The following is an 18,151-nucleotide window of genomic DNA, read 5'->3' on the forward strand; positions in this document are numbered from 1 at the left end:
GTCAGGTAATAATCACAAATAAGATAATTCTTTACATCGCAACCCTGAAAAAGTGACTTTCCTATGGCAATGAGTGAACAAACCCAGCCTGTGGCGGGCGCGGCTGCGTCAACCACTAAGGCACGCACATCGTTTAGTATTTTAGGCGCAATCAGCCTCTCGCATCTGCTGAACGACATGATCCAATCGCTAATTCTGGCGATTTATCCTCTGCTCCAGTCTGAATTTTCTCTGACATTTATGCAGATTGGCATGATTACCCTGACGTTCCAGCTCGCTTCCTCCCTGCTGCAACCGGTGGTCGGCTACTGGACCGATAAATACCCGATGCCGTGGTCGCTGCCGATTGGCATGTGCTTTACCCTGAGCGGCCTGGTGCTTCTGGCGCTGGCGGACAGTTTTGGTGCGGTTCTGCTGGCGGCGGCGCTGGTCGGTACAGGTTCGTCGGTCTTTCACCCGGAATCTTCCCGCGTGGCGCGTATGGCGTCTGGGGGGCGTCATGGCCTGGCACAATCTATCTTCCAGGTAGGCGGTAACTTTGGTAGTTCGTTGGGGCCATTGCTGGCGGCGGTGATCATCGCACCTTACGGCAAAGGCAACGTCGCATGGTTTGTACTGGCGGCACTGCTGGCTATCGTAGTACTGGCGCAAATCAGCCGCTGGTACGCCGCGCAACACCAAATGAGTAAAAGCAAACCGAAAGAAGTGATTGTTAACCCGCTGCCACGCGACAAAGTGGTACTGGCAGTCAGCATCTTGTTAATCCTGATTTTCTCGAAATATTTCTATATGGCGAGCATCAGCAGCTATTACACCTTTTATTTGATGCAAAAGTTCGGTTTATCTATCCAGAATGCCCAACTTCATCTGTTTGCCTTCCTGTTTGCCGTCGCGGCGGGAACCGTCATTGGCGGGCCTGTGGGGGACAGAATTGGTAGAAAATATGTAATTTGGGGTTCTATCCTCGGCGTTGCGGCGTTTTCCGCCATTCTGGTCTACGCCCAGGAGCTACTTCCGGGGCGTATCGGCATGGTTTCTGGACTCTTTTTCGGTTTTGCTTTCGGGATGGGAGGCCTTGGCGCAGCGGTTCTGGGGCTTCTCGCTGACCATACCAGCATCGAGTTAGTTTATAAAATCTGTGCTTTCCTGCCGCTTCTGGGAATGTTGACCATATTCTTACCTGATAATCGGCATAAACCCTGAATTCCCGGCAGCCAAAGGTAAACTTTGGCTGCTTCATTTTGCAGTAGCCATAAGCCTTTCCTCTTCATACACCTCATCACTTTTCCGATCCGTGCTTTTTTTGCGGCTAATTCCATTTTTCTGCAAAATTCAACAATTATTCATAAACATCATCAATGAAATTGTCATAAACTATTACCTGTAATTTTGGTTTTCCCGGCCAAAATATGGACAACTACCACCAGGAAAAGGAGACGGAATGCATCACGCCACCCCGCTTATCACCACAATTGTTGGCGGCCTTGTGCTTGCCTTTATCCTCGGCATGCTGGCCAATAAACTGCGTATTTCTCCTCTGGTGGGATATCTGTTAGCGGGTGTGCTGGCTGGCCCCTTTACCCCAGGTTTTGTTGCTGATACTAAACTGGCACCGGAACTGGCGGAGCTGGGCGTTATTCTGCTGATGTTCGGCGTCGGCCTGCATTTTTCGCTAAAGGATTTAATGGCGGTAAAGTCGATCGCCATTCCCGGCGCGATTGCCCAGATAGCCGTGGCGACGTTGCTGGGCATGGCTCTCTCTGCCGTGATCGGCTGGTCGTTGATGACCGGCATCGTGTTCGGCCTGTGCCTTTCCACCGCCAGTACCGTGGTACTGCTACGCGCGCTTGAAGAACGGCAATTGATAGACAGTCAGCGCGGGCAAATCGCCATTGGCTGGCTGATTGTGGAAGATTTGGTGATGGTTCTTACGCTGGTATTGTTGCCGGCGGTAGCGGGGATGATGGAACAAGGCGATGTTGGCTTTGCCACGCTGGCGGTTGATATGGGGATCACCATCGGCAAGGTGGTCGCATTTATCGCCATTATGATGCTGGTGGGCCGCCGTCTGGTGCCGTGGATTATGGCGCGGAGCGCTGCAACCGGTTCGCGTGAATTGTTTACCTTATCGGTGCTGGCGCTGGCATTAGGCATTGCTTTTGGTGCAGTAGAACTGTTTGACGTCTCCTTCGCGCTGGGCGCATTCTTTGCCGGAATGGTGCTTAACGAATCCGAACTTAGTCACCGCGCAGCGCATGATACGCTGCCGTTGCGCGATGCGTTTGCGGTGCTGTTCTTTGTCTCTGTAGGCATGTTGTTTGATCCACTGATCCTGATTCAGCAACCGCTGGCGGTGCTGGCTACGCTGGCGATTATTCTGTTTGGTAAATCAGTGGCAGCGCTTTTCCTGGTTCGTCTGTTTGGTCACTCCCAGCGTACAGCGTTAACCATTGCCGCCAGCCTGGCGCAGATTGGTGAGTTCGCCTTTATCCTGGCAGGTCTGGGGATGGCGCTGAATCTGCTGCCGCAGGCAGGGCAAAACCTGGTGCTGGCAGGCGCGATCCTGTCGATTATGCTCAACCCGGTGCTGTTCGCGCTGCTGGAGAAATATCTGGCGAAGACCGAAACACTGGAAGAGCAGACGCTGGAAGAGGCTATCGAAGAAGAGAAACAGATCCCGGTGGATATTTGCAACCACGCGATACTGGTGGGCTATGGTCGCGTGGGCAGCCTGCTGGGAGAAAAATTGCTCGCGTCTGATATTCCGTTAGTGGTGATTGAAACATCACGAACCCGTGTTGATGAGTTGCGTGAACGCGGGGTTCGCGCAGTATTAGGCAACGCTGCTAACGAAGAGATAATGCACCTGGCGCATCTGAAATGCGCGAAATGGCTGATTCTGACCATTCCCAACGGTTACGAAGCCGGTGAGATTGTGGCCTCTGCTCGCACCCAAAACCCGGATATTGAGATTATCGCCCGTGCCCATTATGACGATGAGGTGGCGTATATCTCCGAACGTGGAGCAAATCAGGTGGTGATGGGTGAACGCGAAATTGCCCGTACTATGCTGGAACTGCTGGAAGCGCCACCGGCTGGTGAGGTGGTGACGGGGTAATAATATATTGACATCATTGCCGGATGCGATGCTAACGCATCTTATCCGGCCTACGCGTGCCATCTTCCGTAGGTTGGATAAGGCGTTTACGCCGCATCCGACAGTCATCAGTTCGCTGGTTTAACGATCCCAGTAAGACTCTTCCAGACTGTCTTCACGCTCCGGCAGCCCGCGTGTTAAGCGTGGTGAATGCTGGTTCAAAACCTGATAACTGACGCGGTTAGCGTATTTACACACCTGCGCTAACGACGAATAGGTTAACCAGGTGAATTTATGCTTACTGGAATTTGGCACGTTGGTGCGGTGATAACTATTGGCGGTAATGTCATGCAACAACGCTGCCAGCGCCCCATCTCCGGCTCCGTTGGTGTTCATGATTTTTTCCGGCCCGCCCATATATGGTGCAATGTGCGAATAGACACGCAACGGATTCTGGCAATCTTTGTGCCGCATGGCGCGGCTAAACTCATACTGGTTAAATTCGGGTATGGCCCCCGGCAATAGCGGATGCTGGGTTTTGCGTTTCGCTTCGTCTTCAGTAAAGCCCGCCATATATAAACCAATTGGCCCCGCGGTGCACAGCACCAGATCTACCCAGTCCAGTGCCTTATCAGATGCCAGCAGCGGATCGCTCTCTCCGGTCAACGCTTCCGCTTCCTCTTCGTTCATCGCCAGAATAGAAACGTGTTCTTTGAGGAACGCCTGCCACCACTGTGGGTTCTCCGCAATAACAAATTTGGTTCCCAGCGTCAGCACCACCGGCACGTTGTATTTTTTGGCATATTCAATGGCTTTCATGGTCGCTTCCGGCATCGGTTCACCCGGCTTGCAGCGCACCAGATAGGACGTTAATACCAGCGCCGACGCTCCGGCAATGACATCTTCCGGAATACTTTCCGCACGTAGCTGGTTCATATGACCCGGGCTGATAGCAAAGGTACGTTCGCCAGACTCACCAATCAGCGTAAAGCAACGACCAATCGGGCCGTCCACCCCTTGCAGATAGTTAAGATCGGTTCGACTGGAGGTGTTACACAAGTAACGGTAGGCGTAGCTGCCAATTTCAATATTGCTGCACATTACGCCTAGCAGCACCGAACGGTCATCCGCCAGCACGGAGTAATTGTGCATGGTGTTACCAATGGTGCCACCCGCGAACTGATGGGTTATCAGGTTGTTCTGTTTCAGTTCCTGATAAAGTACTTCGGCAACATCATCTTCAATCACCAGTGAATGCCCGGCGCTTAATCCATAACGCTCAATGAACTCATCATCCACTTTCGCTTCAATATCCACCAGCGTCTGGTCGATACCCACCACCCAGGCGGCGCTGGTTTCGTTTTCTGGTTGGATTTGCTGCAACAGCGGATCGCGTGCGTTTACAGGGAAGTAATGTTTGGATTTACGTTTACCGGGAAATTTCATGGTTGTTTTTACGGGTGGTTAACTGAGCGGCGAATGTTAACACAATCATGCCTGAACGCGCGAGACGCAGGCAGTTTCAATATCAGCAGGTGAGATCGCATTTTCATGGCAGTGGTTCCTTACAATGGCGTTATTTGAAAGGAGTTTTTTAATGAAGACGGAAAACAAATTATCCGTGCTGGAACTTATTTCTCCTGAAATGAAGGCCGTTGTTAATACTCTTCAGCCCGATTTACCGCCCTGGCCCGCAGCGGGAACGATTACTGAGCAACGGCAGCATTACACACTTGAGCGTCGATTCTGGAATGCTGACGCTCCAGAAATGGCAACCAGAGCTTACGCAGTCCCCACGCCTTATGGCCAGGTGGAAACACGGCTCTACTCGCCGGACGCAGACAGCACCGCGACGCTGTTTTATCTGCATGGCGGCGGTTTTATTCTCGGCAATCTCGATACCCACGATCGCATTATGCGGCTGCTGGCGAACTACACTCAGTGTACGGTGGTTGGTATCAATTACACCCTTTCACCAGAAGCGCGTTTTCCGCAAGCAATAGAGGAAATCGTGGCGTCCTGTTGTCACTTCCACCGACAGGCAAGCGATTATCAAATCAATATGTCACGCATAGGTTTTGCCGGTGATTCCGCGGGCGCGATGCTGGCGCTCGCCAGTGCTTTATGGCTACGAGATAAGCAGATTGATTGCGGTAAAGTTGTTGGGGTTTTGCTGTGGTATGGGCTTTACGGATTACGAGATTCCGTAACTCGCCGCCTGTTGGGCGGTGACTGGGATGGTTTAACGCAACAGGATTTGCTGATGTATGAAGAGGCCTATTTAGGTAACAAAGCAGACCGCGAGTCGCCATATTACTGCCTGTTTAATAATGATCTCACTCGCGATATGCCGCCCTGCTTTATCGCGGGTGCAGAGTTTGATCCGCTGCTGGATGACAGTCGCCTGCTTTACCAGACGTTAGCGGCACACCAGCAACCTTGTGAGTTCAAACTCTACTCCGGTACGCTACACGCCTTTTTGCATTATTCACGGATGATGAAAACCGCCGACGATGCTCTACGCGACGGCGCTCGATTCTTTAGCAATAGGTTGCAACCAGATTAGCCATCATTTCGATATGTTCCGGTGTAGCATTAAGCGCCGGAATATATTCATATTTTTTACCGCCCGCACCGAGGAAGACTTCACGGTTTTGCTCAGCAATCTCTTCCAGCGTCTCCAGACAATCCGCAGCAAAGCCCGGACACATCACCTGAATATGACCTACACCTTTTTCTCCGAGCATTTTCAGCGTTTCATCGGTATAAGGCATTAGCCAGGGTTCGCGACCAAAGCGTGACTGAAAGGTCATCATCACTTTTTCCGGTGCCATTCCCAGTGCTGAAGCCAGTTCACGGGTCGTTGTCCGGCAACGTTGCGGGTAGTCATCGCCTTCATCCGCATAACGCTGCGGAATGCCGTGATAGGAGAGCAATAGCAGATCCGGCTCGCCATGTTGCGCGAATGATGCACGAACGCTATTCGCTAAAGCATTAATATAAGAGGGGTCGTCGGCATAATCGCGAATAAACGAAATGCCCGGAATACTGCGTTTACGCGCCAGAATGCGCGCCAGTTCATCCCATACCGCGCCGACCGTAGAACAGGAGTATTGCGGGTAGAGCGGCAGCACCACGATATGATCGACATGCTCCGCCAGCAGTTCATCCACCGCGCTTTCCAGTGATGGCGAACCATAGCTCATTCCCAGTGCCACCGGTATTTCCGGTAAGCGTTGTGCCAGCGCCTGCTGTTGCTGACGGCTGTAAACCATTAGCGGCGAGCCACCTTCCATCCAGACAGAAGCGTACAGTTTCGCCACGCGCGGCGAACGCAGCGGTAATATCACGCCGCGCAGCAATGGCCACCACAACAGCCGTGAGGTATCAACTACGCGTTTGTCGCTTAAAAATTGTTTCAGGTAACGTTTTACCGCTTCAGGAGTGGGGGCATCGGGTGTCCCCAGGTTTGCCAGCAGGATACCGGTTTTTGTCTGACGCATTACCGCCTCTTATCGATTCAACTTGTTGATAATTGTAGCGGAAAAGTGAGGAATAAGAACTAATTGCTGTGAGAGGTATTGCCTGAGGAGGATAAGCAGACCTGCCCGAAAGTAGATCTGCTGACATGTACCATGCCTGATGCGGCGTGAACGCCTTATCAGGCAGAGTGCAAATCAATGGTGACTTAGATTAGCCGAGGATTTTTTCCAGAGCCGCGCGAACTTCAGCAACCGGTTTGGTGCCGTCAACTTTCGCGTATTTGGTGTTGCCCGCTTCTGCTTCTTTGGAGTAGTAGCCGATCAGCGGTGCAGTCATCTGATGGTATTCAACCAGACGTTTACGCACGGTTTCTTCCTGATCGTCTTTACGGGTGGTCAGCTCTTCACCGGTAACGTCGTCTTTGCCTTCTACTTTCGGCGGATTGAATTTAACGTGATAAACACGGCCAGACGGCGCGTGAACGCGGCGACCTACGATACGATCAACGATCAGTTCGTCCGGTACGTCAAATTCCAGAACGTAATCAACATTGATACCCGCTTCTTTCATCGCATCTGCCTGCGGAATGGTACGCGGGAAGCCGTCCAACAGGAAACCGTTACGGCAGTCTTCCTGAGCAATGCGCTCTTTAACCAGCGCGATCACCAGTTCGTCGGTGACCAGTTTGCCAGCGTCCATAATGTCTTTTGCTTGTTTACCCAGCTCGGAGCCAGATTTGACCGCGGCACGCAGCATATCGCCAGTGGAGATTTGCGGAATACCATATTTCTCCATGATGAACTGAGCCTGAGTCCCTTTCCCCGCGCCCGGAGCGCCAAGCAGAATGATACGCATTGCGAAAATCCCCTTAAAATGTGTCGAATTTTTTGAAAAAGCGATAAACGATACCACCAACAGGCGATTGCCTCAAGAAAGGCACCTTGGGCTGAAACGGTTAAGGGGGGGATAATTTAAGGAAAGGTGATAAAAAATGCCGGATGACGTTAAGGTCATCCGGCATCGTATTCAACGTTCAGGCCGGAGAAACGCAATCGCGTTACATCCGGTATTACATCAGGAAACCAGAAGCTGGTTCATACGACGAATAAACAGGTTCGGATCTTCCAGCGTACCACGTTCTGCCAGCAGCGCCTGATCCAGCAGCAGTTCTACCCATTCGCTGAACTTCGCGTCATCTTCAGTATCTGCCGCACGTTTCACCAGCACGTGATCCGGGTTCAGTTCGAAGATATATTTCACCTCCGGCACTTTCTGACCCGCCGCGGCGAACAGTTTCGCCATCTGGGTGCTCATTTCGTCGGCGTCGGTCGAAACGATCGCTGGCGTATCGGTCAGACGGTGAGTCAGACGCACATCTTTCACACGATCGCCCAGCAGTGCTTTCACACGATCGATAAACGGCGTCAGCGCTTTTTCTGCTTCTTTCGTGCTTTCATCGACTTCGTCAGCCAATTTTTCCAGCGACTCATCAACTTTAGACACAGACTGGAACGGTTTACCGTCGAACTCAGTCAGATAGTTCATCATCCACTCATCGATGCGGTCGGAAAGCAGCAGGACTTCGATGCCTTTCTTACGCAGCAATTCCAGATGCGGGCTGCTTTTCGCTGCCGCATAGCTGTCTGCGGTGATGTAGTAGATTTTCTCCTGCCCTTCTTTCATGCGGGAAACATAGTCTTCCAGAGACACGGTCTGCGCAGAAGAGTCGGTATGGGTAGAAGCAAAACGCAGCAGTTTGGCAATCGCTTCCTGGTTGGCGAAATCTTCTGCCGGACCTTCTTTCAGCACCAGGCCAAACTGCTGCCAGAAGGTCTGGTATTTTTCCGCATCGTCTTTCGCCAGTTTTTCCAGCATTTGCAGAACGCGTTTGGTCAGCGCATTGCGCAGGTTACGCGTTACCGTGCTGTCCTGAAGGATTTCACGGGAAACGTTCAGCGGCAGATCGCTGGAGTCAATCAGACCACGCACGAAGCGCAGATAGTTCGGCATAAACTGTTCTGCGTCGTCCATGATGAACACGCGTTGTACGTACAGTTTCAGGCCATGTTTGTGATCGCGGTTCCACATATCCCACGGTGCCTGCGACGGGATGTACAGCAGGCTGGTGTACTCCTGCTTACCTTCGACGCGGTTGTGGCTCCAGGTCAGCGGATCGTTAAAGTCGTGGGCGATATGTTTGTAGAACTCTTTGTACTCTTCGTCAGTGATTTCCGACTTGTTACGCGTCCACAGCGCCTGCGCTTTGTTGATTTTCTCCCAGGAAATAACGGTTTCGCCGTCTTTCTCTTCGCGTTTTTCGATCTCTACCGGCAGCGCGATATGGTCAGAGTATTTGCTGATAATGGAGCGTACGCGCCAGTCATCAAGGAACTCATCTTCACCTTCACGCAGATGCAGGGTGATTTCAGTACCGCGATCTTCTTTGGTGATGTCGGCAACGGTGTATTCACCTTCGCCCGCAGATTCCCAGAACACGCCGTTTTCTGGTTTTTCGCCTGCCGCACGGGTGCGCACGGTCACTTTATCGGCAACGATAAACGCAGAGTAGAAACCAACACCAAACTGGCCGATCAACTGGCTATCTTTTGCCTGGTCGGAACCCAGCGATTCGAGGAATGATTTGGTGCCGGATTTAGCGATAGTACCCAGATGATCGATCACTTCATCACGGGTCATCCCCACGCCGTTATCAGAGATGGTCAGCGTGCGCTTGTCTTTATCGAAAGAGACACGAACGCGCAGTTCGCCATCACCTTCGTACAGATCCGGATTAGAGAGCGCACGGAAACGCAACTTGTCCGCCGCATCGGAGGCGTTAGAGATAAGCTCACGCAGGAAAATTTCTTTATTGGAATAGAGAGAATGGATCATCAGATGCAGAAGCTGCTTCACTTCTGACTGAAAACCACGAGTTTCTTGTCCTTTCATGTAGGTCTACCTCAATAATGCCATTTTTAAGGTTAAAAACGGGATGAGGGAGAGATGGGGACAAGGAGGAATAATTTCAAGCGAGAGCAGGTGCTCCTGCTCTCGTTTGCTTAAAAACGAATCTTATGGCGTCCGGCAAGAGAGTGTGACAGCGTGGTGCCATCAACCATTTCCAGTTCGCCGCCAACCGGTACGCCATGCGCAATTCGACTGGCTTCAACGTCATATTGCGCGCAAAGCTCGGCAATATAGTTGGCAGTAGCTTCACCTTCGACCGTCGGGTTAGTTGCGAGGATCACTTCAGTGATTTTTTCCTCTGCCAGACGCTGTTCCAGGCGATCGAGACCGATATCGTCCGGGCCAATGCCATCCAGCGGTGACAAGTGCCCCATCAACACAAAATAGCGGCCTGAAAACTGCCCGGTCTGTTCAATGGCGTAGATGTCCGCCGGACTCTCCACCACGCAGATTTGGCCATTTTCCTGACGACGCGGATTTGAACAGATGTTACACACGTCCTGTTCGGTAAAGGTGCGACAATCGGCGCAGTGACCGATTTCCGACATCGCCCGGGTGAGCGCCTGCGCCAGACGCATCCCGCCGCTACGATCGCGCTGAAGCAGCGTGAACGCCATACGCTGCGCCGACTTCGGGCCAACGCCCGGCAGACAGCGCAGTGCTTCCATAAGCTGTGTTAACAGCGGGCTGGTTTGCATCAGAACGGCATCTTAAAGCCTGGTGGCAACTGCATTCCGGAGGAAACAGAGGCCATTTTTTCTTTCTGAGTTTCTTCGATGCGACGTGCTGCGTCGTTGAATGCCGCAGCCACCAGATCTTCCAACATCTCTTTGTCATCTTCCAGCAAGCTTGGATCGATCTCAACACGACGGCAGTTGTGCGCGCCGTTGATGGTCACTTTCACCAGACCTGCGCCGGATTCACCGGTCACTTCCAGCTTCGCGATTTCTTCCTGCATCTGCTGCATTTTTTCTTGCATCTGCTGGGCCTGCTTCATCAGGTTGCCCAGACCGCCTTTACCAAACATAGGTTTCTCTCTCAATCACGTTAAGGATGACGATCATAAGCTGTGCTTACGATCAAATGGGGCGGATACTTTCTTCATCCAGCTCCGCATCGAAGAATCGACGCAGGGTCTGAATATTATTATCCGCAATAATGGACTCGCGCGCCTGCGCAAGTTTTTCTTCGTATATCGCCTGACGCCACTCCAGCGGCGTGCGCACCGCGGGATTATCATCTTCAACGATAGTCAGTTCAACCGTTGAACCCTTTAATGTGCTCAACGCTTCAGCCAGTTTTTGCTGTGCACCGTTGTTATTCAGATGCCGCTGGGAGGAACGCAAATGCAGACATACCGCGTTGCCGTTCTCCTCTTTCCAGGCATTTAATGCCACCTGTTCGACCAGTTTTGGTAGCGAAAGTTGGCTCACCTGAGCGGCCCACGGATCGCGTTCAATGGCTTCTGCCGCCAGCTTTGCCGCCAGTTCCGGCGTTTTTTCATGCTCCAGCGCCTTTTTCAGCGCCTTCGGTGTGGCGACCACTTCTTTTTGCTGCATCACCGGGGTGGTAGCCTTCCAGCGATACGCTTCTTTTTTGACTGGCGCTTTTTCCAGCGCCGATGGCACCGGACGCGCCTGAACGCGATCGGTGACCGAAGCCAGTCTTTCCAGCGCAGCGTTATTCACCGGCCGCGCGCGGGTAGCGGCTGCCGGTTCACTCTTTTTTGCTTTGGTCGCTCCCTGTGCGCGCTGCAGTTGCTGACGCGCCGCCAGCACCTGGCTGGTGGTTTCTGAGAGCGGTACGGTCGGTGCCTGCTGCGGCGCTGATTGCGGCTGCGGCGGCACTTGCGATGACGTCATTACCGCCGTTGGCGCGACGGGCGCAAAGGACTGGCGCGGCGCTTCCGGTTCGGGTAGCGGCATACGCGGATGGAATGCCAGCGCGCGCAGCAACGTCATCTCAACGCCCATGCGGCGATCCGGCGCATACGGTAATTCTTTGCGACCAATCAACAGCGTCTGATAGTAAAGCTGAATATCCGTCGGCGGTATGGTGCGCGCCAGTTCACGCATCCGCAGTTCGATGGCCACCATGTCGTTACCCAGCGCGGCAGGCGAAAGCTGGACCATCGCAATGCGGTGCAGCAGGCCGAGCATTTCCACCAGCAACGCTTCCCACTCGATACCACGGGCTGCGGCATCGTTAATCAGCGCCATTACGCGCTCGCCGTTGGCCTCAACCATCGCTTCAACCAACGACAGAGCCTGATCGTCGTCAAGCGTACCCAGCATCGCACTGACCGCCTGGGTTGAAACCTGACCGTCACCGCTGGCAATCGCCTGGTCGGTCAGACTTAAGGCATCTCGCAAGCTGCCTTCAGCGGCGCGCGCCAGCAATTGCAACGCCCGCGGCTCGTAAGCGATATGTTCTTCGTTGAGGATGTGCTCAAGCTGATGGCGAATTTGCTCGACATCCAGCGCCTTGAGATGAAATTGCAGACAGCGTGACAAAATCGTCACCGGCAATTTCTGCGGATCGGTCGTTGCCAGCAGGAACTTGACGTGCTCCGGTGGCTCTTCAAGGGTTTTTAGCAGTGCGTTAAAGCTGTGGCGCGACAGCATATGCACTTCGTCGATCAGATAAACTTTAAAACGACCACGCGCTGGCGCGTACTGGACGTTATCCAGCAGGTCGCGGGTATCTTCGACTTTGGTGCGCGAGGCGGCATCGATCTCAATCAGATCGACAAAGCGCCCCTGCTCGATTTCACGGCAGTTATCGCATACGCCGCACGGCGTTGCGGTAATGCCGGTTTCGCAGTTTAGTCCCTTCGCCAGCAGTCGGGCGATAGAGGTTTTTCCGACGCCACGGGTGCCGGAAAAAAGATAAGCATGATGAATACGCCCTAACGACAAGCCGTTCGCCAGTGCGGTCAGCACATGTTCCTGGCCGACGACGTCAGCAAAGGTTTGTGGGCGCCATTTTCGGGCTAAGACCTGATAACTCATTGGCAGGCTCTGAAACGCTGGAAGGTGGATTCACGAAGGGGTAATGCTAACACAGCCCCGTCAGAACGGCGAGGCTGAATGTACATCTTGTACTGCCCACGACGCGGGCTGGCAAAAATTAGTGGCCCGGGAACGGGACAAGGCTATAACAGGTGATACCTTGATTTTCGAGACGCTGTTCACCGCCGAGATCGAACAGATTAATGATGAACGCAGCGTCGGTGACTTCGCCACCCAGACGACGGATCAGCTTCACGGTCGCCTCAATGGTGCCGCCAGTTGCCAGCAAATCGTCTACGACCAACACTTTGTCGCCTGGTTTAATGGCATCAACATGGATTTCCAGTTTATCGGTGCCATATTCCAGGTCGTAAGTTTCACTGATGGTTTCGCGCGGCAATTTGCCCGGTTTACGTACCGGTACAAAACCTACGCCCAGGCCCAATGCTACCGGAGCACCAAACAAGAAGCCACGTGCTTCGGTGCCCACAACTTTGGTAATACCCGCATTTTTGTAACGCTCAACCAGCAGGTCGATGCTGAGAGCGTAAGCTTTCGGGTCTTCCAGTAAGCTGGTGACATCACGGAACAGAATGCCGGGTTTTGGGTAGTCCTGAATGCTTTTGATGCTATTTTTGAGATACTCAAGCTGCTGTGCAGTCGCGGTCATAAGTGTATGCCTGCTTGTTACGGTGGTACTCACGGCGCGTTTTAAACGTATCAAAAGTAACTTTTGTTTAACCTTTGACCGCCTGCGCCTGTGCTCGAAAACGCCAGAATGTACTGGCTGTGGGCGATAATTGCAACAGCGATTGTTGTGCTTCGCCGTTTTTATTGCTTTTCATCAATCACCGGGATTCGCCACATAAAAATCAACAAACAACCGAGGATGATCAATAGCAGGATGCGTACCCACATCATATGTACAAACCACAACGAAATCGCAAAGGTTACGAGGATCAGTAAAATCGCTCTGGGCTTTGCACCGCGTGGCATTGCATGATATTTCTGCCAGAAGCGTAAATAGCTACCAAACCATGAGCGGTACAGCAACCAGGCGTGAAAGCGCGGGGAAGAACGAGCAAAACACCAGGCAGCCAGCAGGATAAACGGCGTCGTCGGTAATACCGGTAATACCACGCCCAGCGTACCCAGCACTACCGCCAGCCAGCCAATGATGATTAAAATGATTCGTTGCATATTAAGTGTTGTCAGCTTACAGAGTGGCTACTTTAGCATAACAATTATCATTTTCATTGAGGTCTTATCGTGAAAACTACCCTGCTGCTGGAAAAACTGGAAGGTCAGCTCGCCATGCTGCGCCAGCGTTGTGCCCCGGTGGCGCAGTTTGGCACGCTAAGCGCCCGTTTCGACCGGCATCTTTTTCAGACTCGCGCGACGACGTTACAGGCGTGTCTGGCTGAGGCTGGGGACAACCTGACCGCGCTTCATCACGCGGTCGAACGGCAACAACTGCCACAAGTGGCCTGGCTGGCGGAACATCTGGTAGCTCAACTGGAAGCAATTGCCCGTGAAGCGGCGTCCTGGTCGCTGCGCGAATGGGACAGCGCGCCGCCGAAAATCGCCCGCTGGCAGCGTAAACGCATTCAGCATCAGGAGTTTGAGCGGCGGCTACGTGAGATGGTTGCCGAGCGTAAAGCACGTCTGGCACAGGCGACCGATTTAGTCGAGCAGCAGACGCTGCATCGTGAGGTTGAAGCCTATGAAGCACGCCTGGTTCGGTGCCGCCATGCGCTGGAAAAAATCGAAAACAGGTTAGCGCGTTTAACTCGCTAACAATGGAGAAAATATGTCACTGGAAAATGCCCCTGACGATGTGAAACTGGCCGTCGATTTGATTGTGCTGTTGGAAGAAAATCAGATCCCAGCCCGCACCGTGCTGCGCGCACTGGATATTGTAAAACGCGATTATGAAAAGAAATTAACGCACGATGATGAGGCGAAAAGTGATAAATAAATGGGGCCGCTAAATGTCCCCACAGATTGCTGGTAAACGCAAAACTGCCTGATGCGCTACGCTTATCAGGCCTACACCGCTCCTGCAATATAATGAATTTTCGCGGTTTTGTAGGCCGGATAAGGCGGTCACTCCGCATCCGGCATGAACAACGCGCACTTTGTCAGTAATCTCGGGGCAACTCAATGCTGCCCCTTTTGTTATTACCCTACCGCAGGCGTCGGATCATCGCCTTTGTAGTCGCGCTTCACTTCAGTCACTTCATCGCCCTTCTCGTTGTGCAGATGCACTTCAAGCTGGTTAAAGGCAATGTTGATGTCGTTTTCGCGGCACAACTGATCAATGGTGCGGTTCAGTTCATCGACAGTGCGGCTGCGGTCACGCAGTTCACGAACATACAAACGCAGCTCATGATCCAACGTGCTGGCACCAAACGCAGTGAAGAAGACTTCCGGCATGGGTTCGTGCATCACCCTTGGATGCTCCGCCGCCGCCTGAAGCAGTACTCTGCGTACTTTTTCCAGATCAGAACCGTAAGCCACACCGAGGCGGATCACCAGACGGGTGGTGGTGTCGGTTAACGACCAGTTGATCAGACGCTCGGTAACAAACGCTTTGTTCGGGATAATCACTTCTTTGCGATCGAAATCTGTAATGGTGGTAGCACGAATACGGATCTTACTGACCGTCCCGGAGAAAGTGCCGATGGTTACTGTGTCGCCAATGCGCACCGGACGTTCGAACAGGATGATCAAACCCGAGACAAAGTTACCGAAGATCTCTTGTAAACCAAAACCCAGACCTACAGATAATGCCGCCGCCAGCCACTGGAGTTTATCCCACGATACGCCAAGCGACCCAAACACGGTCATCGCGCCAACGGCTATGATGATGTAGTTAAGGATGGTAGTAATGGCATACGACGCGCCCTGACGCATATTCAGCCGCGACAGCACCAGCACTTCCAGCAAACCTGGCAGGTTGCGGATCAGCGCCCAGGCCACCATTGAGGCGATAATCGCAAACAGCAGGCTGCCCATCGTCACATTTTTCACCACCGCAGCCCCGGCTTCAGTGCCGTTGTAATGCCACAGGGTGATGCTGTCGAGATAGCTGAATACGGTGATTAAATCGGACCAAATCGCCCAGAACATCAAACCAAACAGCGCAAACATCAGCAACATCGTAATACGCAACGTCTGCTGGTTGACTTGCTCCAGCGCGATGGTTGGCTCTTCCGGCGGCTCGGCACCTTCGGCCCCTTCTTTCACCAGATTCTGCCGACGCGCCAGCGCACGACGCCAGGCGATACGCCGTGCCGCCACGCTTAACCCACGCAGCACTGTCTGGTACAGCAAGTTCCAGACGATTACCAGATACACCGTTTCAATCCAACGCCCGGAGAGGCGCAGCGTAGTGTAGAAATAGCCTGTTGCAGTCAGCACCATCAGCGCAATCGGGATGATCGACAGCACGGTAATGGTGACCAGACGCATGGTGTGGGATTCTTTATCACGCCAGCTTTCACGGCACATTGGCCACACCAGGAAGGCGATCAGCAGCAGGTTAAAGAAAATCATCGCCTGCCCCAGCACATCATCCATCAAATGCAGCGGGGAGAGTTCTGCTACCACAGACCAGAAATGGATTGGCAACAACGCGAGGCTGATGCGAACAATCTGCCGACGCCAGTGGCTGGTCTGTTGCTCTGGCATACCAAAGTGACGAACCGCAACGCCGTTTTTCTCCAGCACTTTCCAGCACAGGCCAAACACCAGCCAGAAAATCGCCAGTTTTTTGCTGAACGCCCACAGTAATTCACTGATGTTGAGCTGCATGGTCAGCAGAATCAGACCAACGGCGAGAATAATCAGACACACCGGCAGCGCGCGAATCAGGTCGATAAGAATCGCTTTTGGTGTGTTGAGCTGGCTATCGTTACGCAGGGAACCTACGGCGGAAGCCAGTTTTTGCTGATACGCTTTCAGCCAACCCAGACGCCAGTGGATCAGCCCGGCAATTAACAGCAGCGGTAAACCGGCAAGGAAAGCGATAAATACGGCGGGCCAGGCTTTTTCCCAGTTCACCGTAATTTTCATCGACTTGAATTCATCCTGCAGCGTTTGCGGGAACGCCTTAATCCAGTCCCAGTCCATCGGACGGTTACTGTTCACCCAGAAAATTTGCTGGGTCAGGATAGATTTCAGGTTTTTCGACACGCTCATTAACTGCTGCTGGTTGATTTGCAGGTTAATGGCCATCATCAGTTGGTTACCCAACTGTTTGTTTAGCTGATCCAGCAGTTCACGACGCATATCTACCACTTGCAACAGTGCGTCACGGACTTCATCGTTGACTTCGTTAGCATGGCCCTCTTCCAGTTTGGCCACATAAGCATCGCTCTGGAACAGTGCATCACGTTGCTGGTTGACTTCGAACTGTTCGAGACGCAAATCCGCGATGCGGTTGGTCATGTTTTCCAGTTCATCCGCCGACGGCAGCGTTTGTTGTTGTTGGTAAAGAATACGGGACAACAGCAGGCTGCCCTTCAGGACAGAAATCTGCTCTTTAATATTGCGTTCCGATTGCAGCGCCCGCTCCAGCCAGTTTTTAACTTTGATGTTTTGCTGCATCAACTGATTGCCGTTTTCTGTGGCGCTAATCAGACGCTGACTTAATTGCTGGTTAATTTCCAGTTCCTGCTTCACCAGCGGGTTAGCCTGAATACGTGCAGCTTCGTCCGGCGTTGCCGCTTCCTGCGCTGTTTTTTCAGTTAATGTCAGGCGCTTGCTGTTCACCGCCTCCTGCAACAGTTGCAGTTGATGTTCCAGACGCGTGCTGTTCGCCGTCACGTAATCGCGTTGCTTTTGTAGGGTATCCTGTAAGACGGTGTTCCCTTCCAGGCTTTTACGTTGCTGGTCAATCTCGGCATTCAGCAAAACCTGCTGCGCCTGCATCAACACTTTCTGGCTGGGACGTAAAGCCGCCTCACCAACCTCAGTGCCATCCAGACGGCTGCGAATTTGTTGCAACTGCTGCGAGGCGGTATACATCGCATTTTGCACGCGTTCGGGCTGCGTCTGTAATGAAACCAACTGGCTGTTATAAGAAGCCAGATCGTTTTGTGCGTTTTGCAACTCGTCCAGCGCCTGCGAAACGCGAGACTCCAACTGACGTAACGACAGCGTACTCAACGTCTTACGGGTTTCTTCGTCGTTATCCACATCGCCAAGCGCAGTTAACGCAGCAGTCGCCTGGCGCATTTTCTCTGGTGCTTCGGCAACTTTTTGCCGTAATTGCACCGTTTCTTCTTTTACACGCTCGATTTTCTCAAGAGTGGCTAATGTGTCAGTAACATCTTGCTGTACCAGCTTATCCTGGGCAGAAAGATCTTTTTGTTTATTAAGCGAGTCAAGTTGTGCCTGTAGATCCGCTTTCGTCGGTAGATCACCATTCGATGACGCCCGCGCAAAGGCCGTGTTCTGGCATAACAAGACCAAAACAAAAGCAATAAATGCTGAAAAAACAAAATGTCGTGATCGTTTGTAATACTGGAACATAGTCATGATGAGTGAAGGTTTCTGAACCTGAAGAACGACCTGAAATAGTCAAGCG

15 protein-coding genes and 1 other annotated feature are annotated in these 18,151 nt (G+C 52.6%); of the genes, 5 read left to right on the top strand and 10 right to left on the bottom strand.

Features of this window, described 5'->3' with window-relative positions:
• The first annotated feature begins 63 nt into the window (after nt 1-63).
• Together C1192_RS10225 and ybaL are read left to right on the top strand one after the other, a co-directional pair.
• Nucleotides 64-1,203 (top strand): MFS transporter, encoded by a 1,140-nt coding sequence (locus tag C1192_RS10225; RefSeq protein WP_038354586.1) that lies wholly within the window; start codon nt 64-66, stop codon nt 1,201-1,203.
• A gap of 238 nt (nt 1,204-1,441) precedes the next feature.
• Nucleotides 1,442-3,118 (top strand): YbaL family putative K(+) efflux transporter, encoded by a 1,677-nt coding sequence (ybaL, locus tag C1192_RS10230; RefSeq protein ID WP_000546244.1) that lies wholly within the window; start codon nt 1,442-1,444, stop codon nt 3,116-3,118.
• Between the two features lie 120 nt (nt 3,119-3,238).
• Here the strand turns inward: ybaL and gsk are convergent, their stop codons facing one another.
• Nucleotides 3,239-4,543, bottom strand: coding sequence for an inosine/guanosine kinase (gene gsk / locus C1192_RS10235; protein ID WP_000671588.1), 1,305 nt, complete (start codon nt 4,541-4,543; stop codon nt 3,239-3,241).
• A 151-nt stretch (nt 4,544-4,694) separates the two neighbouring features.
• Between gsk and aes the strand changes: the two genes are divergently transcribed.
• Nucleotides 4,695-5,663, top strand: a complete 969-nt coding sequence (gene aes / locus C1192_RS10240; protein WP_016263004.1) for an acetyl esterase — start codon at nt 4,695-4,697, stop codon at nt 5,661-5,663.
• On the opposite strand, the gene hemH is transcribed toward aes, so the two are convergent.
• The 8 genes from hemH to C1192_RS10290 form a co-directional block, all read right to left on the bottom strand.
• A complete protein-coding gene (gene hemH, locus C1192_RS10245) occupies nt 5,638-6,600 on the bottom strand; it encodes a ferrochelatase (RefSeq protein ID WP_016248423.1) in 963 nt (320 codons plus the stop codon). The genes aes and hemH overlap by 26 nt on opposite strands.
• 190 nt (nt 6,601-6,790) lie before the next feature.
• Nucleotides 6,791-7,435: an adenylate kinase gene (adk, locus tag C1192_RS10250; protein WP_001313630.1), complete on the bottom strand. Its 645-nt coding sequence runs from the start codon at nt 7,433-7,435 to the stop codon at nt 6,791-6,793.
• Between the two features lie 219 nt (nt 7,436-7,654).
• A complete protein-coding gene (gene htpG, locus C1192_RS10260; protein ID WP_000678206.1) occupies nt 7,655-9,529 on the bottom strand; it encodes a molecular chaperone HtpG in 1,875 nt (624 codons plus the stop codon).
• A 110-nt stretch (nt 9,530-9,639) separates the two neighbouring features.
• Entirely contained in the window at nt 9,640-10,245 is a 606-nt protein-coding gene (gene recR / locus C1192_RS10265; RefSeq protein WP_001195021.1) for a recombination mediator RecR, read from the bottom strand.
• Nucleotides 10,245-10,574: a YbaB/EbfC family nucleoid-associated protein gene (locus tag C1192_RS10270; protein ID WP_001515903.1), complete on the bottom strand. Its 330-nt coding sequence runs from the start codon at nt 10,572-10,574 to the stop codon at nt 10,245-10,247. Before C1192_RS10270 ends, recR begins: the two co-directional genes overlap by 1 nt.
• Nucleotides 10,575-10,626: 52 nt before the next feature.
• The gene (gene dnaX / locus C1192_RS10275) at nt 10,627-12,558 is read right to left on the bottom strand and encodes a DNA polymerase III subunit gamma/tau (RefSeq protein WP_038354585.1); all 1,932 of its coding nucleotides are present in this window, start codon (nt 12,556-12,558) and stop codon (nt 10,627-10,629) included.
• Nucleotides 11,230-11,294: a sequence feature (DnaX frameshifting element), on the bottom strand. Its footprint overlaps the gene before it by 65 nt.
• Nucleotides 12,559-12,676: 118 nt before the next feature.
• A complete protein-coding gene (apt, locus tag C1192_RS10280; protein ID WP_038354584.1) occupies nt 12,677-13,228 on the bottom strand; it encodes an adenine phosphoribosyltransferase in 552 nt (183 codons plus the stop codon).
• A gap of 161 nt (nt 13,229-13,389) precedes the next feature.
• Nucleotides 13,390-13,758: a DUF454 family protein gene (locus tag C1192_RS10290; RefSeq protein WP_001188908.1), complete on the bottom strand. Its 369-nt coding sequence runs from the start codon at nt 13,756-13,758 to the stop codon at nt 13,390-13,392.
• Between the two features lie 69 nt (nt 13,759-13,827).
• Between C1192_RS10290 and priC the strand changes: the two genes are divergently transcribed.
• Nucleotides 13,828-14,355, top strand: a complete 528-nt coding sequence (gene priC, locus C1192_RS10295; RefSeq protein WP_038354583.1) for a primosomal replication protein N'' — start codon at nt 13,828-13,830, stop codon at nt 14,353-14,355.
• Nucleotides 14,356-14,368: 13 nt separating this feature from the next.
• Nucleotides 14,369-14,536 (top strand): pleiotropic regulatory protein RsmS, encoded by a 168-nt coding sequence (gene rsmS / locus C1192_RS10300; protein ID WP_000051145.1) that lies wholly within the window; start codon nt 14,369-14,371, stop codon nt 14,534-14,536.
• Between the two features lie 203 nt (nt 14,537-14,739).
• Here the strand turns inward: rsmS and mscK are convergent, their stop codons facing one another.
• On the bottom strand, nt 14,740-18,102 hold the full coding sequence (mscK, locus tag C1192_RS10305; protein ID WP_000177768.1) for a mechanosensitive channel MscK: 3,363 nt from the start codon (nt 18,100-18,102) through the stop codon (nt 14,740-14,742).
• Nucleotides 18,103-18,151 lie beyond the last annotated feature (49 nt).

Source organism: Escherichia marmotae, assembly GCF_002900365.1.
Classification (GTDB): domain Bacteria; phylum Pseudomonadota; class Gammaproteobacteria; order Enterobacterales; family Enterobacteriaceae; genus Escherichia; species Escherichia marmotae.